The 25,302-nt window shown below is 64.0% G+C and carries 17 protein-coding genes; 9 read left to right on the top strand and 8 right to left on the bottom strand.

Features of this window, described 5'->3' with window-relative positions; translation table 11 throughout:
• Positions 1-120 precede the first annotated feature (120 nt).
• A complete protein-coding gene (locus ACFPME_RS13190) occupies positions 121-630 on the top strand; it encodes a peptidylprolyl isomerase (RefSeq protein WP_377306044.1) in 510 nt (169 codons plus the stop codon).
• A 112-nt stretch (positions 631-742) separates the two neighbouring features.
• Here ACFPME_RS13190 and ACFPME_RS13185 read toward each other — a convergent pair whose 3' ends face one another.
• Positions 743-997, bottom strand: a complete 255-nt coding sequence (locus tag ACFPME_RS13185) for a GlsB/YeaQ/YmgE family stress response membrane protein (protein WP_377306042.1) — start codon at positions 995-997, stop codon at positions 743-745.
• A 162-nt stretch (positions 998-1,159) separates the two neighbouring features.
• Between ACFPME_RS13185 and ACFPME_RS13180 the strand changes: the two genes are divergently transcribed.
• Positions 1,160-2,359: an aminotransferase class I/II-fold pyridoxal phosphate-dependent enzyme gene (locus tag ACFPME_RS13180; RefSeq protein ID WP_377306040.1), complete on the top strand. Its 1,200-nt coding sequence runs from the start codon at positions 1,160-1,162 to the stop codon at positions 2,357-2,359.
• Positions 2,360-2,406: 47 nt separating this feature from the next.
• On the top strand, positions 2,407-3,393 hold the full coding sequence (locus ACFPME_RS13175; RefSeq protein WP_377306038.1) for a malate dehydrogenase: 987 nt from the start codon (positions 2,407-2,409) through the stop codon (positions 3,391-3,393).
• 81 nt (positions 3,394-3,474) lie between these two features.
• On the opposite strand, the gene ACFPME_RS13170 is transcribed toward ACFPME_RS13175, so the two are convergent.
• Positions 3,475-4,503, bottom strand: coding sequence for a MerR family transcriptional regulator (locus ACFPME_RS13170; RefSeq protein ID WP_377306036.1), 1,029 nt, complete (start codon positions 4,501-4,503; stop codon positions 3,475-3,477).
• 163 nt (positions 4,504-4,666) lie between these two features.
• Between ACFPME_RS13170 and prpE the strand changes: the two genes are divergently transcribed.
• Positions 4,667-6,562: a propionate--CoA ligase gene (gene prpE, locus ACFPME_RS13165; RefSeq protein ID WP_377306781.1), complete on the top strand. Its 1,896-nt coding sequence runs from the start codon at positions 4,667-4,669 to the stop codon at positions 6,560-6,562.
• Positions 6,563-6,617: 55 nt separating this feature from the next.
• Here the strand turns inward: prpE and ahpF are convergent, their stop codons facing one another.
• Both ahpF and ahpC read right to left on the bottom strand, forming a co-directional pair.
• Positions 6,618-8,216, bottom strand: coding sequence for an alkyl hydroperoxide reductase subunit F (ahpF, locus tag ACFPME_RS13160; RefSeq protein WP_377306032.1), 1,599 nt, complete (start codon positions 8,214-8,216; stop codon positions 6,618-6,620).
• 131 nt (positions 8,217-8,347) lie between these two features.
• Complete coding sequence (gene ahpC, locus ACFPME_RS13155) at positions 8,348-8,911, bottom strand: alkyl hydroperoxide reductase subunit C (RefSeq protein ID WP_377306030.1); 564 nt, start codon at positions 8,909-8,911, stop codon at positions 8,348-8,350.
• Positions 8,912-9,202: 291 nt separating this feature from the next.
• On the opposite strand from ahpC, the gene prpB reads away from it, so the two are divergent.
• Together prpB and prpC are read left to right on the top strand one after the other, a co-directional pair.
• Entirely contained in the window at positions 9,203-10,093 is an 891-nt protein-coding gene (prpB, locus tag ACFPME_RS13150; protein WP_377306028.1) for a methylisocitrate lyase, read from the top strand.
• Between the two features lie 69 nt (positions 10,094-10,162).
• Complete coding sequence (gene prpC / locus ACFPME_RS13145; protein WP_377306026.1) at positions 10,163-11,314, top strand: bifunctional 2-methylcitrate synthase/citrate synthase; 1,152 nt, start codon at positions 10,163-10,165, stop codon at positions 11,312-11,314.
• A 131-nt stretch (positions 11,315-11,445) separates the two neighbouring features.
• On the opposite strand, the gene ACFPME_RS13140 is transcribed toward prpC, so the two are convergent.
• Entirely contained in the window at positions 11,446-12,162 is a 717-nt protein-coding gene (locus ACFPME_RS13140) for a TerC family protein (protein ID WP_377306024.1), read from the bottom strand.
• Between the two features lie 275 nt (positions 12,163-12,437).
• On the opposite strand from ACFPME_RS13140, the gene ACFPME_RS13135 reads away from it, so the two are divergent.
• The 3 genes from ACFPME_RS13135 to ACFPME_RS13125 all read left to right on the top strand — a co-directional run bounded on the left by ACFPME_RS13135 (position 12,438) and on the right by ACFPME_RS13125 (position 16,303).
• Positions 12,438-13,889: a bifunctional 2-methylcitrate dehydratase/aconitate hydratase gene (locus ACFPME_RS13135; RefSeq protein ID WP_377306022.1), complete on the top strand. Its 1,452-nt coding sequence runs from the start codon at positions 12,438-12,440 to the stop codon at positions 13,887-13,889.
• Positions 13,890-14,239: 350 nt separating this feature from the next.
• Positions 14,240-15,361 (top strand): OmpA family protein, encoded by a 1,122-nt coding sequence (locus ACFPME_RS13130; RefSeq protein ID WP_377306020.1) that lies wholly within the window; start codon positions 14,240-14,242, stop codon positions 15,359-15,361.
• Positions 15,362-15,523: 162 nt separating this feature from the next.
• Entirely contained in the window at positions 15,524-16,303 is a 780-nt protein-coding gene (locus ACFPME_RS13125) for a pseudouridine synthase (RefSeq protein WP_377306018.1), read from the top strand.
• Between the two features lie 49 nt (positions 16,304-16,352).
• On the opposite strand, the gene kbl is transcribed toward ACFPME_RS13125, so the two are convergent.
• The 3 genes from kbl to ACFPME_RS13110 form a co-directional block, all read right to left on the bottom strand.
• Positions 16,353-17,552, bottom strand: coding sequence for a glycine C-acetyltransferase (kbl, locus tag ACFPME_RS13120; RefSeq protein ID WP_377306016.1), 1,200 nt, complete (start codon positions 17,550-17,552; stop codon positions 16,353-16,355).
• Between the two features lie 105 nt (positions 17,553-17,657).
• Complete coding sequence (locus ACFPME_RS13115) at positions 17,658-19,760, bottom strand: response regulator (protein ID WP_377306014.1); 2,103 nt, start codon at positions 19,758-19,760, stop codon at positions 17,658-17,660.
• 2 nt (positions 19,761-19,762) lie between these two features.
• Positions 19,763-25,153 carry a HAMP domain-containing protein gene (locus tag ACFPME_RS13110; protein ID WP_377306012.1) on the bottom strand — a complete coding sequence of 1,797 codons (5,391 nt, stop codon included), beginning with the start codon at positions 25,151-25,153 and terminating at the stop codon, positions 19,763-19,765.
• Positions 25,154-25,302: the final 149 nt, after the last annotated feature.

The raw sequence follows: 25,302 nt of genomic DNA, 5'->3' as shown, positions 1-25,302 counted from the left end.
CAGCGGCAGCGCAGCCTGAACACCGCGGCCGCTGATTCGCTTGGCCCGGTGGGTTATTCTTGACCACCCTCGCGCCCCGTGCCATGGCGCGGCACAGCTCTTGAACCCAAGGATTTTGCGATGACCATCAACGTCACCTTCACCACCAATCGCGGCCCGATCCACCTGCGCCTGCACGAAGACAAGGCGCCGGTCACGGTCGCCAATTTCGTCAACCTGGCCAAGCGCGGTTACTACGATGGGTTGTCGTTCCATCGCGTGATCGCCGATTTCATGATCCAGGGCGGCTGCCCCGAGGGCAGTGGCCGCGGCGGCCCGGGCTACAAGTTCGAGGACGAATTCAATCCGTCTCTGCGCCACGACAAGCCCGGCGTGCTGTCCATGGCCAATGCCGGTCCACGCACGAATGGCAGCCAGTTCTTCATCACCCATGGCGCCACGCCATGGCTGGACGGCAAGCACAGCGTGTTCGGCGAAGTGGCCGATGCGGCTGACATGGCCGTGGTCAACACGATCCAGCAGGGCGACACGATCGAGAAGGTCACCGTCGAAGGCGATGTCGACGCGCTGCTGGCCGCGCAATCCGATCGCGTGAAAGAGTGGAACGAGGTGCTCGACCAGCGGGGTTGAATGCTTCAGTCGGGCTCGCAAAAAACCGCCGGCTTCCGCCGGCGGTTTTTTTTGGCGGGCTGGCGGGTCGCCGAGGATCACCCCGCGAACTGCGCCCCGCGACAATCATCGGTCAGGCCGACTTGCGTCTGAGCAGTTGGTAGACCAGCAGCAACACGATCGCGCCAATCACCGAGGCGATGAAACCGGCCGATTGTCCCTCCTGATACCAGCCGAACACGTTCTGGCCGATCCATGTCGCCAGCAGCGAGCCGGCAATGCCGATAATGGCGGTGATGATGAAGCCACCTGGGTCCTTGCCCGGCATCAGCAGCTTGGCCACCAGGCCGACAACCAGTCCAATCACGAACACCCAAAGCCAATGCATGCGGATCTCCTTCGAGCGTGAGGTTGCGAAGTACGTTGCGCGGACGGGTGCATCATGCCGTGTTCGCCGCGGCGTTGCAGCGAACCGGCCGTGGAGGGGCACGAGGGTTCCGGCGGCGTGATAAAATCACCACCTTTGCTTCCTCCCCTGCGTGAGATACCCATGCCCCAGCTCGCCCAGCGTGTCGGCCGCGCCAAACCCAGCGCGATCATGGTGATTGCCGAGAAGGCGAAGCAGCTCAAGGCTGCCGGCCGCGACATCATCAGCTTCTCCATCGGCGTACCGAACTTCCTGCCCGGCGAGCATGTGTATGCCGCCGCGCGCGAGTCGCTGTCGCACGACTCCGGCCAGTACGGCAGCAACCGTGGCGCCGAAGTGTTGCTGGATGCGTTCCTCAAACACATCGAGGCGCTGGGCTTCTCCGGCTATACACGGATGAACCTGTCGATCGGCATCGGCGCCAAGCACGTGCTGTACAACCTGGCCGAGGCGCTGCTGGACGAGGGCGACGAGATCTGTTTCGCCGCACCGTACTGGACCACCTACCGCGACATCGCCGACATCGTGGGCGCGAAGGTCAACGTGATGCACTGCGGGCCGGAGCAGAACTACAAGCTCACTCCGACCCAGCTCGACGCGGCGCTGGCGCGCAAGCCGAGGGTGTTCCTGTTCAACAACCCGTCCAACCCCACCGGCATGGTCTACACCGCCGGGGAGATCGCCGCGCTGGCCGACGTGCTGGTGAAGCATCCGGATACCTGGGTGGTTACCGACGACATCTACAACTCGATGGTGTTCGACGGCATCGGCTACCACAACTTCGTGTTCGCCAGGCCTGAGTTGCGCGATCGGGTGGTTTTCGTCGACTCGGTGTCCAAGACCTATGGCATGCCGGGCTGGCGCGTGGGCCTGATCGCCGGGCCGGAGATGGTGGCCAAGGCGATCACCACGCTCAATTCCAACCACATCACCAGCCTGCCGGAAGTGATCACGGCCGCGGCGGTGGCGGCGCTCGGCGGTTCGCAGGACATTCCCAAGGCCAAGTGCGCGGAGTTTGCCGGCAAACGCGACATCGTGGTCGCCGCGCTCGGCGCGATTCCCGGCGTGGTGTGCCCGCGACCGCAGGGCGCGTTCTACGCGTTCCCGGATATCTCGGTGGCGTTCGGCAAGAGCCACCATGGCGTGCCCATCGGCAATGACGTCGAGTTCTGCGCCGCGCTGCTGGAAGCCAAGGGCGTCGCCTGCGTGCCTGGTTCGGCCTTCGGCGAGCCGCGCGCGATGCGCATTTCCTACACCTGCCCGACCGCCCAACTGGAACCGGGCCTGCAGCGTATCCAGGAGTTCTTCGCTGAACTGGCCTGACGATTGCCTGCGAAGAATCTGAACACATCACCCAAGGAGTCAACCCCATGAAAGCCCCCGTTCGAGTTGCCGTCACCGGCGCCGCCGGCCAGATCGGCTACGCCTTGCTGTTCCGCATTGCCGCCGGCGACATGCTGGGTCCGGATCAGCCGGTGATCCTGCACCTGCTGGAAATCACCCCGGCGCTGCCGTCGCTGCAGGGCGTGGTGATGGAGCTGAACGACTGCGCGTTCCCGACCCTGGCCGGCGTGGTCGCCACCGACGACGCGAACGTCGCCTTCAAGGATGTCGATTACGCCTTGCTGGTCGGCGCGCGTCCGCGCGGCCCGGGGATGGAGCGCAAGGATCTGCTGGAGGCGAACGGCGCCATCTTCGGCCCGCAGGGCAAGGCGCTGAACGGTCACGCCAAGCGCGACGTCAAGGTGCTGGTGGTCGGCAACCCGGCCAACACCAATGCGCTGATCGCCCAGCAGAACGCGCCGGATCTGGATCCGAACTGCTTCACCGCAATGGTTCGCCTCGACCACAACCGCGCGCTGTCGCAGCTGGCCGAGAAGACCGCCAGCCACACCACCGACATCAGGAAGATGACCATCTGGGGCAACCACAGCTCGACCCAGTACCCGGACATCCACCACGCCACCGTCAACGGCAAGGCGGCGATGTCGCTGATCGACCAGGCCTGGTACGAGAACGACTTCATCCCGACCGTGCAGCAGCGCGGCGCGGCGATCATCAAGGCGCGCGGCGCCTCGTCGGCGGCTTCGGCTGCCTCGGCCGCCATCGACCACATGCGCTACTGGGCGCAGGGCACCGCCGAGGGCGACTGGGTCTCGATGGGCATCCCGTCCGATGGTTCGTACGGCATCGCGCCGGGCGTGATCTACGGCTACCCGGTGACCGTGAAGGACGGCAAGTACACGATCGTGCAGGGCCTGGCGATCAACGACTTCTCGCGCGGCCGCATGGACGCCACCGACAAGGAACTGCGCGAAGAGCGCGCCGGCGTCGAGCACCTGTTCGCGAAGAAGTAAGCGAGTCCATCAGTGGTAAAGAGGGAAGGGCGGCTCCGGCCGCCCTTCCTTTTTGTAGGCCTGCTTGTCGCCCACGGCGCTTCAGTGTGTCGTCGATGCAAGACTGGCGAGCGCCTCTCGCACATAGTCGAGCAGCGAATTGTCCACCGCGCTGCCGCTGCGCAGGTCGGGCTCTTTTGCATAGGCCTCACGGATGCGCGCGTGGGTGACAGGAGAGTCGCCGGCATAGGCGCGGAACAGTTCCGTCCAGCGCTGGGCCATCTTCTGCACATTCGGATCATTCGCCGGCGTGTTTTCCTCCATGGCCTTGCGCAGATCGGCGATCAGCATCGGCCACGCGTACATCTGCTTGCCATAGTTGGCGAGCATGCGCTCCATGTCGTGCACATCCAGATAGCGCGCGAAGATCGCCAGCCGCGCCGCGACGACCGCTGCTTCCACGAAAGTCTGCAGTGCCTGTGTGATGCCGCTCTGCGCGCGGGCGGCGGGCTCGTTCTCGTTCATGGCGTGCAGGCGCATGAGGAACTCGGGGTTGTTGCCGGTGCCGCGCTCGACCATCGTCATCCAGCGCAGCGCGAGTATCTGCACGTCCGCGTCATCCGTGGTTGCACCAAGGTCCATCGCCGATTGCACGGCGCCGATCAACGCGCTCCATTCCACCTGCACATCCGGGTCAGTGTGCAGTGGCAGGACCTTCAGTTCCTCGGGGGAAAAATACTTCTCATACATCGTCATCAACTCCAGCGTGTCCAGCCAGTCGGCCAGGTCAGGGGACTGTCCGTTCGCCAGCTGTGTGCGCAGATACACCAGTCGCTCACGCAGGTTGGCAGCTTCGCTCAGTTCGCGGTCGATCTGTGCGATCTGGCGGTCGACCACGTCGGCCAATGGCTGTTGTGGTCCGGACAGGGCAGTGCCGATGCCGGTCAGCGACAGGCCAAGCTGACGCAAGGCCTGGATGCGATGCAGGCGTTCGATGTTCGCCCGATCGTAAAGTCGATAGCCGGCAGCGGAACGCACCGAGGGCTTCAGGAGGCCGATGGCGTCGTAGTGATGCAGCGTGCGGACAGTCAGTCCGCAACGCCGTGCAAGTTCGCCCACTGTCCACAACATTGGCTGCCTTCTCCTTCGGTGTGCGCCATGAACACTGGGGGCTCACGTTACGTGAGGGTCAAGTGTTCCGGAAGCAGGTATCGGTTCGGCTAAGACCATGGTCGCGCTGATGTCCCGTACGACTTGGTCTAGGCTGGAGTGGAGCGAGAACCCGGAGGCTGGCATGCGCTACGAGGCGTTCTATCAACAGTCGATCGACGAGCCGGAGCAGTTCTGGGCCGCGCAGGCGCGGCTGATCCACTGGGAGTCGCCGCCGCAGCAGATCCTGGACCAGTCGAATCCGCCGTTCCGGCGCTGGTTCGTCGGCGGCACCACCAATCTCTGCTACAACGCGGTCGATCGGCACCTGGTCGAGCGTGCCGAACAACTGGCGCTGGTGGCGATTTCCAGCGAAACGGACGTCACCCGCGAGTTCTCCTATCGCGAGCTGTATTGGGAGGTGAATGCGTTTGCTGCCGTGCTGCGGTCGCTGGATGTGGGTAAGGGCGATCGGGTGGTGATCTATCTGCCCAACGTGGCCGAAGCGGTATTCGCGATGCTGGCCTGTGCGCGGATCGGCGCGATCCATTCGGTGGTGTTCGGCGGCTTTGCCGCGCACAACCTGGCGCTGCGCATCGACGACGCGCAGCCGAAGCTATTGATTGCCGCCGATTCCGGCATGCGTGGCGGCAAGGTGATCCCGTACAAGCCGCTGGTCGACGCTGCATTGAACGAGGCCTCGGCACCGCCGTCGCAGGTACTGATCGTCGATCGCGGGCTCGATCCGCAGATGACGCGCGTGGCCGGGCGCGACCTCGACTACGCCGGGCTGCGCCGGGCGCACGAAGGCGTCGAAGTGCCGGTGGTCTGGTTGGAATCGAACGAGCCGAGCTATCTGCTATACACCTCCGGCACCACCGGCAAACCGAAAGGCGTGCAACGCGACGTGGGCGGCTACGCGGTGGCGATGGCATTGTCGATCCGTACCGTGTTCGACATCGCGCCGGGGCAGGTGATGTTTTCCACTTCGGACGTGGGTTGGGCGGTGGGGCATTCGTACAACGTCTATGGTCCGCTGATCGGTGGCGCCACTTCGCTGCTGTATGAGGGCACGCCGACGCGGCCGGATCCGGGCATCTGGTGGCAGCTGTGCGAGCGCTACGGTGTGCACACGATGTTCTCTTCGCCCACCGCGATCCGCGTGCTGAAGAAGCAGGACGCGAGCTGGCTGAAGAAATACGACCTGTCGGCACTGAAGTGGCTGTTTCTCGCCGGCGAACCGCTGGATGAGCCGACCGCGCAGTGGATCACCGACGCGCTCGGCGTGCCGGTGATCGACAACTACTGGCAGACCGAGACCGGTTGGCCGGCGATCACGCTGATGCCGGGGCTGGAGTTGAAACCAACCAAGTTCGGGTCACCCGGGTTGCCTGCGCCGGGCTACAAGATGAAGGTGATCGACGAGAACACCGGCAAGGAAGTGGCAGCCGGAGTGAAGGGCGTGCTGGTGTTCCAGCCGCCGCTGCCACCGGGTTGCCTGAGCACGGTCTGGCGCGACGACGACCGCTACGTGCACAGCTACTTCAGCCACTTCAGGGAATTGCTGTACAGCTCGCTGGACTGGGCAATCCGCGACGAGGACGGTTATACGTTCATCCTCGGTCGCACCGACGACGTGATCAACGTGGCCGGCCATCGACTGGGCACACGCGAGATCGAGGAGGTGGTAGCCAGCCATCCGTCGGTGGCCGAGGCGGCAGTGGTTGGGGTGCGTGACGAATTGAAGGGCCAGGTGCCGATCGTGTTCGCCATGCTGAAGCAGAACGCGGGAGCCGATGCGGGTGCCGTGGCGTTGGCAATGCAGCAGCGCGTGGTCGACCAGCTCGGTGGCGTGGCGAAGCCGTCGCGCGTCTACGTGGTGAATGCCTTGCCGAAGACACGTTCCGGTAAGCTGCTGCGTCGATCGCTGCAGGCGCTGGCGGAGCAGCGCGATCCGGGTGACCTGTCCACACTGGATGATCCGGTCGCACTGGACGATATCCGTCGTGCGCTGGAACGAGGGCCCGATCAGGGCAGTTGAGCGCCAACACAAACGGGACGGCGTACGCCGTCCCGTTTGTTTTCTGCTCGGGCGATCAGGCGGCTACCGCTTCTCTTTCCGTCTCCGCGACCGGAAGCGGGCGGCGAATCAGGTGGTCGAACGCGCTCAGCGCGGCGGTGGAACCGGCACCCATCGCGATCACGATCTGCTTGTACGGCACCGTGGTGGCGTCGCCGGCGGCGAATACGCCGGGGAGGGAGGTCTGGCCGCGTTCGTCGATGACGATCTCGCCGCGTGGCGACAGTTCCAGCGTTCCCTTCAGCCATTCGGTGTTCGGCAGCAGCCCGATCTGCACGAAGATGCCTTCCAGTTCGAGCGTGTGCATCTCGTCGCTGATGCGGTCCCTGTAGACGAGCGCAGTGACCCTCTGGCCGTCGCCCAGCACTTCCGTGCCCAGTGCGCTGACGACAATGTCGACGTTCGGCAGGCTGCGCAGCTTGCGCTGCAGGACGTCGTCAGCGCGCAACTTGCTGTCGAACTCGATCAGGGTGACGTGGCTGACGATGCCGGCCAGGTCGATGGCCGCCTCGACGCCGGAGTTGCCGCCACCGATCACCGCCACGCGCTTGCCCTTGAAAAGCGGGCCGTCGCAATGCGGGCAATAGGCGACACCTTTGTTGCGGTACAGGTCTTCGCCCGGTACGCCCATCTGGCGCCAGCGCGCGCCGGTGGACAGGACCACCGTCTTCGATTTAAGCGTGGCGCCGTTGGCCAGCTGCAGTTCAACCAGGCCACCGGTTCCATCGCTGGCGGGGATCAGTTTCTCGGCGCGTTGCAGGTTCATGATGTCCACGTCGTAGTTCCTGACGTGCTGTTCCAGCGCCGCGCCCAGCTTCGGGCCTTCGGTGTAGTCGACCGAGACGAAGTTCTCGATCGACATGGTGTCCAGCACCTGGCCACCGAAGCGCTCGGCTGCCAGGCCGGTTCGGATGCCCTTGCGCGCGGCGTAGATGGCCGCCGCCGCGCCGGCGGGGCCGCCGCCGACCACGAGCACGTCGAACGTGTCCTTGGCCTTGATCTTCTCGGCTTCGCGGGCGCTGGAGCCGGTGTCGATCTTCGCCAGGATCTGCTCCAGGCTCATGCGGCCCTGGTCGAACACCTCGCCGTTGAGGAACACGGTCGGCACCGACATCACCTGGCGCGCCTCGACCTCGTCCTGGTACAGCGCGCCATCGATGGCGACGTGCTGGATGTTCGGGTTCAGCACGCTCATCAGGTTCAGCGCCTGCACCACGTCCGGGCAGTTCTGGCAGGACAGCGAAAAATAGGTCTCGAAGCGATAGTGGCCATCGAGATTGCGCACCTGCTCGATCACGTCCGCGGTGGCCTTGGACGGATGTCCACCGACCTGCAGCAGGGCGAGCACGAGCGAGGTGAACTCATGGCCCATTGGAATGCCGGCAAAGCGCACGCCGATGTCGGTGCCGACGCGGTTGATCGCAAACGAAGGCTTGCGCTCGTCGTCGTCGCGGCGCACCAGACTGATCCGATCGGACAGCGAGGCGATTTCCCCAAGCAGTTCGTTCAGTTCGGCCGACTTGGCGCTGTCATCGAGGGACGCAACGATCTCGATCGGCTGCGCGACCTTCTCCAGATAGGCCTTCAACTGGACATGGAGATTGGCATCCAACATGACGGACTCCGCGGGTTTGTTCGGGGTGAGCGTGGCGAGCACCCGGGCGGACCCGGGCGTCGTTTTGTACTGGCTTTCGGTGAATCGGACCCGGATGGGCTCCGGGTCCGTGGCGCATGGCGCGCCAATACTTAGATCTTGCCGACCAGATCCAGCGACGGCGCCAAGGTCTTCTCGCCTTCCTTCCACTTGGCCGGGCACACTTCACCCGGATGGGCGGCGACATACTGCGCGGCCTTCACCTTGCGCAGTAGCTCCTTGGCGTCACGGCCGATGCCGCCGGCGGTGATCTCGACGATCTGGATCTTGCCCGCCGGATCGATCACGAAGGTGCCGCGGTCGGCAATGCCGTCTGCTTCGATCAGCACGTCGAAATTGCGCGAGAGCGCGTGGGTGGGATCGCCGATCATGGTGTAGTTGATCTTCTTCACGGCGTCGGACGTGTCGTGCCAGGCCTTGTGCGCGAAATGGGTGTCGGTGGAGACCGAATAGACCTCGACGCCCAGCTTCTGGAACTCGGCGTAGTTGTCGGCCAGGTCTTCCAGTTCGGTGGGGCACACGAAGGTGAAGTCGGCCGGGTAGAAGAACACGACGGACCACTTGCCCTTCAGGTCGGCATCACTGACTTCGATGAATTTTCCGCTCTTGAGCGCCTGTGCCTTGAACGGTTTGATTTCGGTGTTGATCAGGGACATCGTGGGTTTCCCGTGCTGGTTGAAAGTGGAAGTGAGGATATGGCGTCGGGCATGATTAATCTAATTGATTGTCAGCATTGCCTCGATTGGCGAGGGCTATGACAACACAGCGTCCGACCTTGTCAGCCTGGTCGACTGCCGACGGCTCGCCTGGCGGGCGCTGGACCCAACTTCCATCGTGATACGCACCATGTTCAGGCGAGGTCTACGCGGACGTGCGGGTCAGTGGTCTGCGCTCGCCGCGGTTCCAGCGCCGCACTGCGCTAAAATGATCGCTTTGACGGAGGCGACATGACTCATCCCGCATCTCCCGGCGCGCGTTTCCGCGCCGCCGTCGCCGAGGAACAACCGCTGCAGGTCGTCGGTGCGATCACTGCCTATGCGGCACGGATGGCCAAGCGCAGCGGCTTCAAGGCGATCTATCTGTCCGGCGGCGGCGTCGCCGCCAATTCGCTGGGCATGCCGGATCTGGGTATCAGTTCGATGGAGGATGTGCTGACCGACCTCCGCCGCATCACCGACGTCTGCGACTTGCCGCTGCTGGTCGATGTAGATACGGGCTGGGGCGGCGCGTTCAACATCGCGCGCACCGTGCGTTCGATGATCAAGGCAGGTGCTGGCGCCTTGCATATCGAGGACCAGGTTGCCGCCAAGCGGTGCGGGCATCGTCCAGGCAAGGCGATTGTGCCGAAAGACGAGATGGTCGATCGCGTCAAGGCTGCGGTGGATGCGCGCAGCGACGAGCAGTTCGTGATCATGGCGCGAACGGACTCCATGGCGGTGGAAGGCCTGGAGTCGGCGATCGAACGGGCCCAGGCCTGCGTCGAGGCCGGCGCCGACATGATCTTCCCCGAGGCGATCTACACGCTGGAGCAGTATCGCCAGTTCAAGGCGGCGGTGAAGGTGCCGATCCTCGCCAACATCACCGAGTTCGGCCAGACCCCGCTGTTCACCCGCGACGAACTGGCCAGTGCGGATGTCGACATCATCCTGTACTGCTGCGGTGCGTACCGGGCAATGAACAAGGCGGCGTTGAATTTCTACGAGACGGTGCGCCGCGATGGCACGCAGAAAGCCGCCGTGCCGACCATGCAGACGCGCGAAGAGCTGTACGACCACCTCGACTACCACGCCTACGAGCGCAAGCTGGACGAACTGTTCGCCGGCGGCAAATCAGACTGATTGACCGACATGTTCCCTTCCTGACTGCGCCAGCGTGCCGGCGCACCTTCATCGATCGAGGTTCCATCCATGAGCGAAACCATGCAAACGCTGCCCAAGGCCAAGAAGTCCGTCGCGCTGTCCGGTGTCGCGGCAGGCAACACCGCGCTGTGCACGGTCGGCCGCAGCGGCAACGACCTGCATTACCGCGGCTACGACATCCACGACCTGGCCGCGAAGGGCTGTTTCGAGGAGGTGGCCTACCTGTTGGTGCACGGCGTGCTGCCGACCTGGACCGAGCTGAACAACTACCGCGCTCGGCTGAAGCGCCTGCGCGGGCTCCCCGCTCCCGTCAAGGCCGCGCTGGAGCTTCTTCCGGCCGCCACGCATCCGATGGACGTGATGCGCACCGGTTGTTCGGTACTCGGCACCGTACTGCCGGAAAAGGACGATCACAACGTCACCGGTGCGCGCGACATCGCCGACCGCCTGATGGCCAGCTTCGGCTCGATGCTGCTGTACTGGTACCACTTCAGCCACAACGGCAAGCGCATCGAAACGCAGACCGACGACGAGTCGATCGCTGCACATTTCCTGCATCTGCTGCACGGCAGGAAGCCGAGCGACCTGCACGCCCAGGCGCTGGACAAGTCGCTGGTGCTGTATGCAGAGCACGAGTTCAACGCGTCGACCTTCGCCGCCCGCGTCATCGCCGGCACCGGATCGGACATGTATTCGGCGCTTACCGGCGCGATCGGCGCGCTGCGCGGTCCGAAGCATGGCGGCGCGAACGAGGTGGCGATGGAAATCATCGCGCGCTATCGCAGCGCGAATGATGCGGAGGCGGATATCCGCGCTCGCGTCGAGCGCAAGGAGATCATCATCGGTTTCGGCCACCCGGTGTATACAGTGTCCGACCCGCGCAACGAGATCATCAAGGAGATTTCGCGCAAGCTGTGCGCGGAAGGCGGCAATCCGACCCTGTTCGATGTCTCCGAGCGCATCGAGAAGGTGATGGGCGAGGTCAAGAAGATGTTCCCGAACCTCGACTGGTTCTCCGCCAGCGTGTATCACATGATGGGCGTGCCCACCGCCATGTTCACGCCGCTGTTCGTGATCGCCCGCACCTCCGGCTGGAGTGCGCACGTGATCGAGCAGCGCGAAGACGGCAAGATCATCCGCCCCAGCGCGAACTACACCGGACCCGAAGATCAGGCCTACGTCCCGATCGACAAGCGCTGAGCTTGTCGCCCGCTGAAGATGAAGAGGGAGCCCCAGCGGCTCCCTTTTCATTTTTCGGGTCCCGGGTGTCGGCATCGCCGCCGCTCATGGCGGCGATGCCAGGCTTGGGCCGGGGGCGAACCGCATGTGTTTCAGCTTTCACCGTGCGCGGGCGGGATTCGATCGGCGCTGCGTTTCAAGCGATTGCGTCGACGCTGCATCAGCCCACCGCCGCCGCAGATGCCAACCACCAGCAGCGCATCCATCGCATACATGACCGGCTGATGCGCGTCGAACCAGCCGCTGACCCAGCGGTCGTGCGTGATCATCCGTCCCGCGGTGAAGGCGATGGCGCCGGCGCCGATGTACATGATGATCGGGAAGCGCTCGATCAACTTCAGGATCAGGGTCGAACCCCAGACCACCAGGGGCACGCTGACGAACAGGCCGATGATGACCAGGCCCAGGTGGCCCTTCGATGCGCCGGCGATCGCCAGTACGTTGTCCATGCCCATCAGCGCATCGGCGACGATGATCGTGCGCAGCGCGTTCCAGAACGAATCGGCGGCGCTGATGTTGGGATCGTCGTCGACATCGTGGGACAGCAGCTTCCACGCGATCGGCAGCAGGAGGACACCGCCGACCAGCATGAGTCCCGGCAGCTTGAGCAGATAGACGACTACGGCGGTGAGCGCAAAGCGAACCGCCACGGCGCCGAACGTACCCCAGAACACGGCCTTGTTCTGCAGCGCTTTCGGCAACCGGCTGGCCGCCATGGCGATGACGATGGCGTTGTCGCCAGCGAGCACCAGATCAAGCAGGATGATGGCCAGCAGGCCGGAAAAGAAGTCGGTACCAGTGAATTCCATGGGGGTTTCCGTGCGCGTCGGACAATGCAGCGAACACGAACGCGCGCGGCCCGTGTCCACCACAAAAGTCTCGTTCGCAGCACGGCTGCCGAGGTGACCGGAGCGAAACATCGCTCGTGCTGACGATCACCACACCGGGGCAGGTGAGCCTGCGCCGGGAACTACTCCCTTCTGGGATGTGTTTGAACAATTGTCGGGGCGTGCGATGTCGCGGTCAAGCAACGAAGACGTCCCAGTCAGCTAAAATGGAGGTTTCCCCTGTTGCGAGATCCGTCATGAGTGCGCACGACATCCGTTCCGCCGTCCGTCCCGATCCCGACCAGCCGCTGGTCGATATCGCCGATTACGTGGTCGATTACCAGATCGATTCGAAGGAGGCTTACGACACCGCGCGCTACATGCTGCTCGATTCGCTGGGCACCGCCATGCTGGCGATGAAGTTCCCCGAATGCGTGAAGCATCTCGGTCCGCTGGTACCCGGCGCCACGCTGCCCGGCGGTGCCCGCGTGCCCGGCACCAGCCATGAGCTCGATCCGGTGCAGGCGGCGTTCGCCATTGGTACGCAGATCCGCTGGCTGGATTTCAACGATACCTGGCTGGCGGCAGAGTGGGGCCACCCTTCGGACAACCTCGGCAGCATCCTGGCCGTAGCCGATTACCTGAGCCGCAAAGCGGAGCGCGAGGGCGGCCAGCCGCTGACCGTACGCGACGTGCTGGGCTATGCAATCAAGGCGCACGAGATCCAGGGGTGCTACGCGTTGCTCAACAGTTTCAACCGGGTGGGCCAGGACCACGTGATCCTCGTGCGGCTGGCCTCCACCGCGGTGACCACCGCGATGCTGGGCGGCGACAAGGAGCAGATCACCACTGCTGTGTCGCATAGCTGGATCGACAACGGCGCGTTGCGTACCTATCGCCACGCACCGAACACCGGCGCTCGCAAGAGCTGGGCGGCCGGCGACGCCTGCCGTCGCGCGGTGACCCACGCGATCAATGCGGTATATCGCGGTGTTGCCGGCTATCCGTCGGCGCTGTCGGCGAAGACCTGGGGTTTCTACGACGTGGCATTCAACGGCAAGCCGTTCGAGTTCGAGCGGCCGTTTGGCAGCTATGTAATGGAGAACGTCCTGTTCAAGATCAGCTACCCCGCCGAGTTTCACGCCCAGACTGCGGTGGAATGCGCGATGCAGCTGCACGACACGGTCGCCGACAGGATCGACCAGGTCGAAAGAATCGTCATCGAGACGCAGGAAGCCGGTTGCCGCATCATCGACAAGACCGGCCCGCTGGCCAACTACGCCGACCGCGATCACTGCATCCAGTACATGGTGGCGGTGCCGCTTATCTTCGGCCGTCTGGTCGCCAGCGATTACAATGACGATATCGCTTCGGATCCGCGGATCGACGCGTTGCGTGACAAGATGACGGTGATCGAAAATCCGCAGTTCACGCGGGATTATTTCGATCCTGCCAAACGCTATATCGGCAATTCGGTGCAGGTATTCTTCAAGGATGGCAGCAGCACCGAAAAGGTCTCGATCGATTATCCGATCGGACACCGCAAGCGCCGTGCCGAGGGCATTCCCGTTTTGCTGCGGAAGTTCGAAGCCGCCATGCGCGGCCATTTGCCTGCGCATAAGGTCAGGGCGATCCTGACGGCAACGGGCAACCCGGAAACCCTTGATGCCATGCCCCTGCAGCAGTTCATGGCGCTCTTCACATTGTAAAGACGGCGTGAGTGGAAGATTAAGCCCAGGGGCACGAGTACATATGGCTACGGATTCGCTCCTTCTGTCCGTGTTCCAGCCATTGACAGGCGTCAACTATTGTCGCAGTGGTGAATTTATATTGGCTCGCCGCAATATGGAAACTTTCCTGAACGAAGACTCACCGGAAGTTGGTTGCCAGGCTATTGGAATGACAACTACTTAACATTTTTGCTACACTCCCGGCCGCTTGTCGCATAAACGCCAAGCAGGGGCTTCAAGAGCTCTGAATGACGTAGTTCAGTTCTGACACGCGACTTCCGGTTGGGGTTGAACGGACGCGAAAAACCTAATAAATGAGGAGACACCTGATGAAACGTAAGGGCTTGTACTTTCTGATTGCGCTGGCCCTGGGCGGCGTAGGTGCCGTTCATGCGCAGGACACCACTGCTGCTCCCGCCGATGCCGCGTCCACCGACATGGCTACCTCGACCTATGACGGCCGCTGGTACATCGCCCCGACCGTGGGCGGTTACTACAACGATACCGACCGCAACACCAACAGCCGCCAGATTTATTACGGGCTGGGTGTTGGCCGTTTCATCGCGCCGAACGCGTCGATCGATCTGTTCATCGACCGCACCAAGCGCGATGCCGATGGTGGTGGTAACTGGTCCAACAACAGCGTCGGCGCCGCCGCACGCTTCTATGCGGGTGACTGGAACGCCTGGCGTCCGTACCTGCTGGCTGGCGTGATGGGCAGCAACCATCACAGCCGCGGTGACAGCGGCTGGTCCCCGGCGGCCGAACTGGGCGGCGGCGTCTCCAAGACGATCACCGACAGCTCCGATGTGCGTATCGAAGCCGGCTATCGTTATGACTGGGACAACAAGACCCAGCCCGCACAGAGCGGTTACGGCGACTGGTTCCTGGGCTTCAGCCTCGTCTCGCGCTTCGGCGCTCCGGCGGCGGCTCCGGCCCCTGTCGCGGCAACTCCGCCCCCGGCTGACTGCACGAAGATGGACTCCGATGGCGACAGCGTGAACGACTGCGACGACAAGTGCCCGGGCACGGCTGCAGGCACGATCGTTGGTCCCGATGGTTGCCCGCAGAAGGTCGTGATCGACCTGCGCGGCGTGAACTTCAAGTACGATCGTCCGAAGAAGGGCGAGACCGATATCGCCAAGTCGCTTGCTGAGCCGAGCGCTGACTCGATCGCGGTCCTGAACCAGGCCGTCGATACCCTGCAGCGTTATCCGCAGGTGCATGTGACGGTTGCCGGCTACACCGACTCGAAGGGTACGGACGAGTACAACCAGAGCCTGTCCGAGCGTCGCGCAAAAATCGTGTATGACTACCTGACCAGCCACGGTATCGATGCCAGCCGCCTGGAAGGCCCGATTGGCCATGGCGAGACCAACCCGATTGGCGACAACGCTACCGACTCCGGTCGTGCGCAGAATCGTCGTACGGAGCTGCAGGTTCAGCAGTAATCGAACCTCGGTAAAGCAAAAAAGAACCCGGCTTCGGCCGGGTTTTTTTTTGCGTTGGCTTCCTTGAACACCGCCGCTGTCCAGGCGACCCGGCGCAAGGGCCGGTATTCGATGCCACGATGATTCTTGTCGCATTGTGGCTCCGGCTTATACGCTAGCGGGATGTCTCGCCTCTCTTTCCGTTCCGCGCATGCCGCGGCAGCCGCAGGCTCCTTGCCCAGGCACGGGCTCGCACGCGTCTTGTCCAAGCGCGGCCTGTGCTCGCGCAGCCAGGCGGAGCAGTGGATACGCGCCGGTCGCGTCAGCGTCGACGGACGTGTCGTCCGCGATCCGTATCACCCGACGCCGATCGATCAGCGCCGGATCGTTGTCGATGGCCATGCCGTTGAATCGGTGGAGAGTGTCTATGTGATGTTCAACAAGCCACGCGGCCTGGTGGTGAGCGCGGCTGACGAGCAGGGCCGCAACACGGTCTACACCGCGCTGGCCGAGGCGGGGCTACCCTGGGTTGGCCCGGTAGGCCGGCTGGACAAGGCGAGCGAGGGTTTGCTGTTGCTCAGCAACGACACCATCTGGGCGGCGGGCATCACGGCTCCGTCCACGCATCTGGACAAGACCTATCACGTTCAGGTCGCCGGCCAGCCGGATGCATCTGCGTTGGCCGCCATGCAGGCGGGCATCAGCGATGGGGGCGAGCTGCTGAAGGCACGATGGGCGAAACTGTTGCGCGTGGGGGAAAGAAATGCCTGGCTGGAGGTCGTGCTGGACGAAGGTCGCAACCGACACATCCGCCGCCTGCTGGCGGCGCTGGGCTTCGATGTGCTGCGTCTGATCCGCGTGGCGATCGGTCCCCTGCCGTTGGGCGAGTTGGCGAAGGGTCAGTGGCGGCGGTTGAGCCCCGACGAAGTGCAGAGTCTCGATGCACGCAAGGACAAAAGCTGATTGGTGACGCTTGGCAGGGCGGTCAGCGCCAGCCCTGCAAGCTCGCTGGTCAGGCGCCGATCACGCCCAGTTCCCGGCCCACCTTTGTGAACGCGGCAATGGCGTGGTCAAGATGGCTGCGGGTATGCGCGGCGCTCATCTGCGTGCGGATGCGCGCCTGGCCCTGCGGCACCACCGGGTAGAAGAAGCCGGTGACGTAGATGCCTTCCTCCAGCAGGACGGCTGCCATGGCCTGCGCCTTCGGCGCGTCGTAGACCATCACCGGCACGATCGGGTGTACGCCCGGCTTGATGTCGAAGCCGGCGGCGGTCATCTGTTCGCGGAAATAGTGCGTGTTTTCCTTGAGCCGGTCGCGCAGATCGCCGGCGCTGGCCAGCATGTCGAACACCTTGATCCCGGCGGCGACCACGTGCGGCGGCAGCGAGTTTGAGAACAGATAGGGGCGCGAGCGCTGGCGCAGCAGTTCGATCACTTCCTTGCGGCCCGTGGTGAACCCGCCCAGCGCACCGCCCAGCGCCTTGCCCAGCGTGCCGGTGAAGATGTCGATCTTGTCCATCACGCCGTTCACCTCGGCCGAGCCGCGGCCGGTGTCGCCGAGGAAGCCGGTGCAGTGGCACTCGTCGATGTGCACCATCGCGTCGTATTTCGTGGCCAATGCGGTGATCTGGTCGAGCTTGGCGATGAAGCCGTCCATCGAGAACGCGCCATCGCTGCTGATCAGCTTGGTGCGCGCGCCGGCGGCATCGGCCGCCTGCAACTGTTTCTCCAGGTCGGCCATGTCGCTGTTGGCGTAGCGGAAGCGCCTGGCCTTGCACAGGCGGATGCCGTCGATGATCGAGGCATGGTTGAGCGCGTCGGAGATCACCGCGTCCTCCTCGCCCAGCAGCGGTTCGTACAGGCCGCCGTTGGCGTCGAAGCAGGCGGCGTAGAGGATGGTGTCCTCGGTACCGAAGAACGCGGCGATCTTCGCTTCCAGCTGCTTGTGCAGATCCTGCGTGCCGCAGATGAAACGCACGCTGGCCATGCCGAAGCCGTGGGTATCCAGCGCGTCCTTGGCGGCCTGGATCACTTCGGGATGATCGGCCAGGCCCAGGTAGTTGTTGGCGCAGAAATTCAACACCTTGCGGCCGCCTTCCAGCTCGATCTCGGCGGACTGCGGCGAGATGATGATGCGTTCGGCCTTGAACAGGCCTTGTTCGCGGATGGCGTCGAGTTCGCTGGCGTAGCGTGCCTTGGCTGAGTAGCTCATGGAGGTTCCGACGATGGGGAAAACCTCATTGTAGAGGACGCCAGCCGGGTGCCGTGTTCCGAGGCAATCAGTGCAGGCGCAGATCCGCGCGTGCTCCGCTCCTGGTCAGGATGCCCCGAGTACCTGCTTTGGGTGGCCTGCGTTCCCGAACCAGCGCTCGGCCGCGCCGATGGCTTCCTGCAAGCGGGCCGGCGTGAACGGTTTGGTGACGATGATGACTCCCTCCGGGGCTCCGTGGAGTACATCGGTCGCGGCATAGCCGGTGATGATGATGGCTGGCAACCGTGGATTGTCGACGCGCAACCGTCGAATGACCTCGACCCCCGAAACCAGCGGCATCGCATAGTCGCTCACGATCAGGTCGATCCTGGCGAGGTCCTGCTGCTGCAGCTCGACCGCCTGGGCGCCGTCGATTGCCGTGGTGACGTGGTGGCCCAAATCGGAAAGGAGGGCGGCGGTCGCCGTACGTACACCTTCGTGATCGTCGACCAGCAGAATATGCCGGGCTCGCGGGGCAGCCTCCTCGACTGACTCCGCCGGGACCACGCGGCCGGCGAGGGCACTCTTCGCCCGGGCGCGAGGGAGCCAGATCGTCATGCAGGTACCGCTGCCCAGCTCGCTTTGGATGCGCAGGGTGCCGCCTGACTGCTGCGCAAAACCATAGACCATGCTGAGCCCGAGGCCGGTGCCTTTGCCCACCGCCTTGGTGGTGAAGAACGGTTCGGCCACCCGGTCCAGCAGCTCGGCCGGAATGCCGTTCCCGGTATCGGCGACCGACACCACCACGTACTGTCCCGCCGCCAGGTCGGTGTCGTCTTCGCCCTTGACAGTCACGTTGTGGCCGCTGATGCGGATGGTGCCGCCTGCGGGCATGGCGTCGCGGGCGTTGATGGCGAGATTCATCAGGGTCAGTTCCAGCTGCGCTTCGTCGGCGTAGGGCCGCCACAGATCGTCAGGCAGTTCCCACTCCAACACCACCATGCCGCCCAGCGTGTGTGCCAGGAGCTGGTTGACCGCGCTGGAGAGCGCGTGCAGATCGATGCAGGTCGGCTCCAGGTTCTGTTTGCGCGCGAACGCCAGCAGGCGAGAGACCACCTCGCTGCCCTGCTGTGCCGCGTGCCGGGTCATGTCGAGGATCGGGCGATGCTCCGGCGCGAGCCGTGCGCGCCGCTGCAGCAACTCCAGCCCGCTGAGCACGGCGGCAAGCAGATTGTTGAAGTCATGCGCGATGCCGCCGCTGAGCTGGCCGATAGCATCCATCTTGCGCACATGCAGAAGCTGCGATTCGAGCTCTTTGCGCTCGGTGACGTCGAGCAGGGTGCCGGCGTACTCCGTCGCCCCGCCCGCATCGTCGCGCAGCAACACCGCCTGGTCGAGGAAGTGCTTGTAGGTGCCGTCGGCACATAGCCAGCGGTATTCCACCGAGTAGCCGCGACCCTCGCCCCCGCTCTCGAAAACGGCGATCGCCCGCTCGCGATCGTCCGGGTGCAGGCGGTCGCGCCACAGCGTCGGCGTGGCGAGAATCTCCTTGAAGTCGAATCCCGTGAGCAATCGAAAATTGCCGGTGATGAACTTGGGGACGCGTGGCGAGGAGTGCGGATCTTCGAGATAGAGAATGATCGGCAATGATTCGATGATGGCCGCCTGGCGCCGCTCCGAGCGACGCAACTCCTGCTCGGCAAACAACAGCTCGGCGTTGGCGCGCAGGTTGGCGTCGAGCAACTGCTGTTCCTGCCTCGCCTTGCGCTGGACCTCGCGGGTCATCTGAAACAGGTCGACGAATACTGCCGCCTTGGATCGCAGCACGATCGGTTCGACCGGCTTGAACACGTAGTCGACGGCACCCATCGAATAGCCGCGCATCAGGTGTTCGTGTTCCTTGTTGATCGCCGAAAGAAAGATGATCGGGATGCGCCTGGTCTGCTCGCGACCGCGAATGATGCGCGCGGTTTCGTAGCCGTCCATGCCAGGCATATAGACGTCCAGAAGAATGACCGCGAACTCCCCCAAGAGCAGGTGGCGCAGCGCATCTTCGCCGGTCCTGGCCAGCACCACGTCGCCAATGTCATCCAGCACGGTCTGGATGGCCAGCAGGTTGCGCTCGTCGTCATCGACGACCAGGATGCGCGCCCGCTCGGGGGTGTCGGTCGGCGCGTGATGATCGCCGTGTGCGGCATGGCTGCTGGTCGACCGCATTTCGGGGTACATGGTCAGGCGTCCCCAGTCGGCATGTGGTCCGGCGAGTGGACCACCCTGACACGCAGCAGGGCCAGCAACAGCTCGACGTCGACCGGCTTGGCGATGTAGTCCGAAGCGCCGGCGTCCAGGCATTTCTGGCGATCGCCCTTCATCGCCTTGGCGGTCACGGCAATCAGTGGCACGCCGGCGATGGCGGGTCGCGCGCGGATCTGCCGCATCGTTTCGTAGCCGTCCATCTCGGGCATCATGATGTCGATCAACGCCACATCGATGTCCGGATTCAGCTCCAGCAGGCTGATGCCATCGCGACCGGTTTCGGCATGCAGCACTTCCACACCATAACTCTCCAGCACGCCGGTCAATGAATAGATGTTGCGTATATCGTCATCGACGATGAGAACCTTCGCCCCAGCCAGTCCGGAGCCAGCGCGCGACGCTGTGCCGGGATCCCCAGGCGCCTGGGCAACGACGTCGGGCCGGCTGGCAAGCGCATCGCGGACGTGGCGTGCCAGCTCGGCGAACACGGTGGCCAGCTGGCTCGAGGTCGCGGGTTTCTCGGTAACGCCGAGCGCTCCCAGAGAGAGTGCCGAGCGGAGTTTTTCCGCGCCCGAAATCACCTGAACCGGGATGTGCATCGTTTGGGGATCATGCTTGAGCAGATCCAGCACCACCAATCCGTCGATGTCGGACAGGCCAAGATCCAGTGTGATCACGTGCGGCTGCAACTTGCGCGCCAGCGCCAGAGTGCCGGCGCCAGCGGTGGCCACCACGCCCTTGAGGCCGGCCTCCCTCGCAATGTCCAGCAGGATGGCGGCGAACGCGGGATCGTCCTCGACGATCAACGCAAAGGGCGAATCGCCCAGCGTTTCGCGGTCGTCGGTCACCTCCATGTGGTTGACCAGGGCATGGGGCAGCGTCGCGTCGCTGGTGTCGTAGCGCGCGCTGCTGGCGCCGGCCGGCAACGCCACCGAACCCACCGCTTCCAACGGCACGAACAGGGTAAACGTGGAGCCTTGGCCGAGGGTGGAACGCACCTGCAGTTCGCCGCCGAGGAGACGGGCGATCTCGCGGCTGATCGACAATCCCAGTCCGGTGCCACCGTACTTGCGGCTGGTGGTGCCATCGGCCTGCTGGAATGCTTCGAAGATCAGTTTCTGCTTGTCCTTCGGGATACCGATACCCGTGTCGGTCACCGCAATGGCGACAGCATGCCGCGCGTTGCGCAGTATCGGGTGATGCGCGTTCCAGCCGCTGCTCACCCGGCTCACCGACAGCGTCACGCTACCGCTGGCGGTGAACTTGAAGGCATTGGAAAGCAGGTTCAACACCACCTGCTGCAGACGTTTCTCGTCGGTGAGGATGGAACCGGGCAGTGCGCTGTCGAACTCCACGCTGAACTGCAGGCTCTTGTCGGCAGCCAGCTGGCGGAAGGTGCGTTCCATATGCTGCTTGAGGCTGATCAGCGGCATGTCGGCGATCTCGATCGACACCGTGCCCGACTCGATTTTCGACAAGTCGAGGATGTCGTTGATCAGGCTGAGCAGATCGGAGCCGGCCGAATGGATGGTGCGCGCGAACTCGGTCTGCTTTTCGTTGAGGTTGCCGTGCGGGTTGTCGGCAAGAAGCCGGGACAGTATCAGCAGCGAGTTCAGCGGGGTGCGCAGTTCGTGGCTCATGTTGGCCAGGAACTCGGACTTGTACTTGGAGGTGAGCGCCAGCTGTTCGGCTTTCTCCTCGACGGCGCGGCGGGCCATGTCGATCTCGAAGTTCTTCGCCTCCACCTGCTTCTTCTCGTTCTCCAGCAGCTGGGCCTTCTCCTTGAGCTCTTCGTTGGTGACGTGCAGCTCTTCCTGCTTGGTGGTGAGTTCGGTCTGGCGTGCCTGCAGCTCCTGGGTCAGCAACTGCGACTGCTTGAGCAGCCCTTCGGTGCGCATGGTCGCGGCGATCGTGTTGAGTACGATACCGACCGATTCCATCAGCTGGTCGAGGAAGCTCTGGTGGGTTTCGTTGAAGCTGTTGAACGAGGCCAGTTCGATCACCGCTTTCACGTCGTCCTCGAACAACGCCGGCAGCACGGTGACACTGGCTGGTGCGGCGTGACCGAGACCCGAGCCGATCCGGATGAATTCGCCGGGTACGTCGGACAGCAGCATGGCGCGCTTGTCCGCCGCGCACTGGCCGATCAGTCCTTCGCGCAGCTTGAACATGGGCTTGAGCGTGCCCTTGTTTTCCGCGCCGTAGCTGGCGACGAGGTCGAGTACGGTCTCGTCGTCCTCGCGGCGTGCGACGTAAAACACGCCGTACTGCGCGTTCACCAGCGGCGCCAGCTCGGACATGATCAGGTTGGACACCGTGGCCAGATCGCGCTCGCCCTGCAGCATGCGCGAAAAGCGGGCGAGGTTGGTCTTCAGCCAGTCCTGCTCCGCGTTCTTCAAGGTCTGGTCCTTGAGGTTGCGGATCATCTCGTTGATGTTGTCCTTCAGCGAGGCCATTTCGCCGGAAGCCTCCACCGCGATCGAGCGGGAGAGGTCGCCCTTGGTTACCGCGGTGGCTACATTGGCGATCGAGCGCACCTGGTTGGTGAGGTTGGCGGCAAGCTGATTCACGTTGTCGGTGAGGTCGCGCCACAGGCCTGCGGCACCGGGTACGCGGGCCTGGCCGCCGAGCTTGCCCTCGATGCCGACCTCGCGCGCCATGTTGGTGACCTGGTCGGCGAAGGTGGCGAGTGTCTCGATCATGCCGTTGAACGTGTCGGCCAGCGCCGCGATCTCGCCCTTGGCGTCCACCGCCAGCTTGCGCTTGAGGTTGCCCTCCGCCACCGCGGTCACCACGTCGGCGATGCCACGCACCTGATTGGTCAGGTTGGTCGCCATCAGGTTGACGTTGTCGGTGAGATCCTTCCAGGTGCCGCCCACCCCGGGTACCTGTGCCTGGCCGCCGAGCTTGCCTTCGGTGCCCACCTCGCGCGCCACGCGGGTCACCTCGGAGGCGAACGAGTTGAGCTGATCCACCATCACGTTGATGGTGTCCTTCAGCGCCAGGATCTCGCCCTTGACGTCCACCGTGATCTTCTTGGAGAGATCGCCGCGCGCCACCGCCGTGGTCACGTCGGCGATGTTGCGCACCTGGCCGGTGAGGTTGTCGGCCATCAGGTTGACGTTGTCGGTGAGGTCCTTCCAGGTGCCAGCCACGCCGCGCACCTGGGCCTGGCCACCGAGCTTGCCTTCGGTACCGACCTCGCGCGCCACGCGGGTCACCTCGGAGGCAAAGGAGTTGAGCTGGTCGACCATGGTGTTGATGGTGTTCTTCAGCTCAAGGATTTCGCCTTTCACATCCACCGTGATCTTCTTGGACAGGTCGCCCAGCGCCACCGCCGTGGTCACCGCGGCAATGTTGCGCACCTGGCCGGTGAGGTTGGCCGCCATCGCGTTGACGTTGTCGGTGAGGTCTTTCCACGTGCCGCCGACGCCGATGACCTGCGCCTGGCCGCCGAGTTTGCCTTCGGAGCCGACTTCGCGCGCCACCCGGGTCACCTCCGAGGCAAACGAGTTGAGCTGATCGACCATCACGTTGATGGTGTCCTTCAACTCGAGGATTTCCCCCTTGACGTCCACGGTGATCTTCTTGGAGAGATCGCCGCGCGCCACCGCCGTGGTCACCTCGGCGATGTTGCGCACCTGGCCGGTGAGGTTGCCTGCCATCAGGTTGACGTTGTCGGTCAAGTCCTTCCACGTGCCGCCGACGCCTTCCACCCGCGCCTGGCCGCCGAGCTTGCCTTCGGAGCCCACTTCGCGCGCCACGCGAGTGACCTCGGACGCGAAGCCGTTGAGCTGGTCGACCATCACGTTGATGGTGTCCTTCAACTCGAGGATTTCGCCCTTGACCTCCACCGTGATCTTCTTGGAGAGATCGCCGCGCGCCACTGCGGTGGTGACCTCGGCGATGTTGCGCACCTGACCGGTGAGGTTGGCTGCCATCAGGTTGACGTTGTCGGTGAGGTCGGCCCAGGTGCCGGCCACGCCGGGCACCTGGGCCTGTCCGCCGAGCTTGCCTTCGGTACCCACCTCGCGCGCCACGCGGGTGACTTCGGAGGCGAAGCCATTCAACTGGTCCACCATCACGTTGATGGTGTTCTTCAGTTCGAGGATTTCGCCCTTGACGTCCACCGTGATCTTTTTCGACAAGTCGCCGGAGGCCACCGCGGTAGTCACTTCGGCGATGTTGCGTACCTGGCCGGTGAGGTTGTCGGCCATCAGGTTGACGTTGTCGGTCAGATCCTTCCAGGTACCGGCCACGCCCGGCACCAGCGCCTGACCGCCGAGCTTGCCCTCGGTGCCCACCTCGCGCGCCACACGGGTGACTTCGGAGGCGAAGCCGTTCAACTGGTCCACCATGGTGTTGATCACGTCCTTGATCTGGAGGATTTCCCCCTTCACGTCGACGGTGATCTTCTGCGTCAGGTCGCCGGTGGCGATCGCGGTGGCGACCTTCGACACGTCGCGCAACTGCACGGTGAGGTTGCCGGCCATCGCGTTGACGTTGTCGGTGAGGTCGGCCCACGAACCGGCCAGGCCCGGCACTCGCGCATGGCTGCCGAGCTTGCCCTCGGTGCCCACCTCGCGGGCCACGCGGGTCACTTCCGAGGCGAACGAGTTGAGCTGGTCCACCATCACGTTGATGGTGTTCTTCAGCTCCAGGATCTCGCCTTTCACCTCGACGGTGATCTTCTTGGACAGGTCGCCGGACGCCACCGCAGTGGTCACCTCGGCGATATTGCGAACCTGCCCGGTGAGGTTGGTGGCCATCGCGTTGACGTTGTCGGTGAGATCCTTCCAGGTGCCCGCTACGCCCTTCACGGTGGCCTGGCCGCCGAGTTTGCCCTCGGTACCGACCTCGCGCGCCACGCGGGTCACCTCCGAAGCGAACGAGGCGAGCTGTTCGACCATGGTGTTCACCACCTTGCCGATGCGCAGAAACTCGCCGCGCAACGGGCGCCCGTCGATCTCCACCGTCATCGACAGCGACAGGTCGCCCTTGGCCACCGCGCCGATCACGCGGGCCACTTCGGCGGTGGGCTGCACCATGTCGTCAATCAGCTCGTTCACCGCCTGAATGGAACTCTCCCATCCGCCGGTGGCGTTGTTGACACGCCCGCGCTGGGTGATCTTGCCCTCCTTGCCGACCACCATCGAGAGGCGTTGGAACTCCTGCGCCATCTGTTCATTGAGGCCGACCACTTCATTGAACAGCTGTGCCAGTTCGGCGTCCTGTCCGGTGAGGTCATCGGGCAAGCGAACGTGGAAGTCGCCGCGGCGCAATCGCCGGAATGCGGCAATCAGCTCGCGGCGATCCAGAAGCTGCTGGGCGGTATCGTGGTTGACGGCAGATTCCGTTGTCGACATGGGGGTACTCGCGAGGTGATGCCGAAGCGCGACGGCTGGGCAAAGGTACGGTGCCAAACTCGGAACGGCAGCAGGGGCCGCCCGCCATTTCGCCACGTTCGGCATGCATGCGATGCTGGTTCTGCCCGGAGCGCGATTGCGTCCACGCT

The organism is Rhodanobacter umsongensis (genome assembly GCF_042654965.1).
GTDB classification, from domain to species: domain Bacteria; phylum Pseudomonadota; class Gammaproteobacteria; order Xanthomonadales; family Rhodanobacteraceae; genus Rhodanobacter; species Rhodanobacter umsongensis.
The sequence above is the reverse complement of the archived record's forward strand: the minus strand, read 5'-3'. Positions and strand labels throughout refer to the sequence as shown.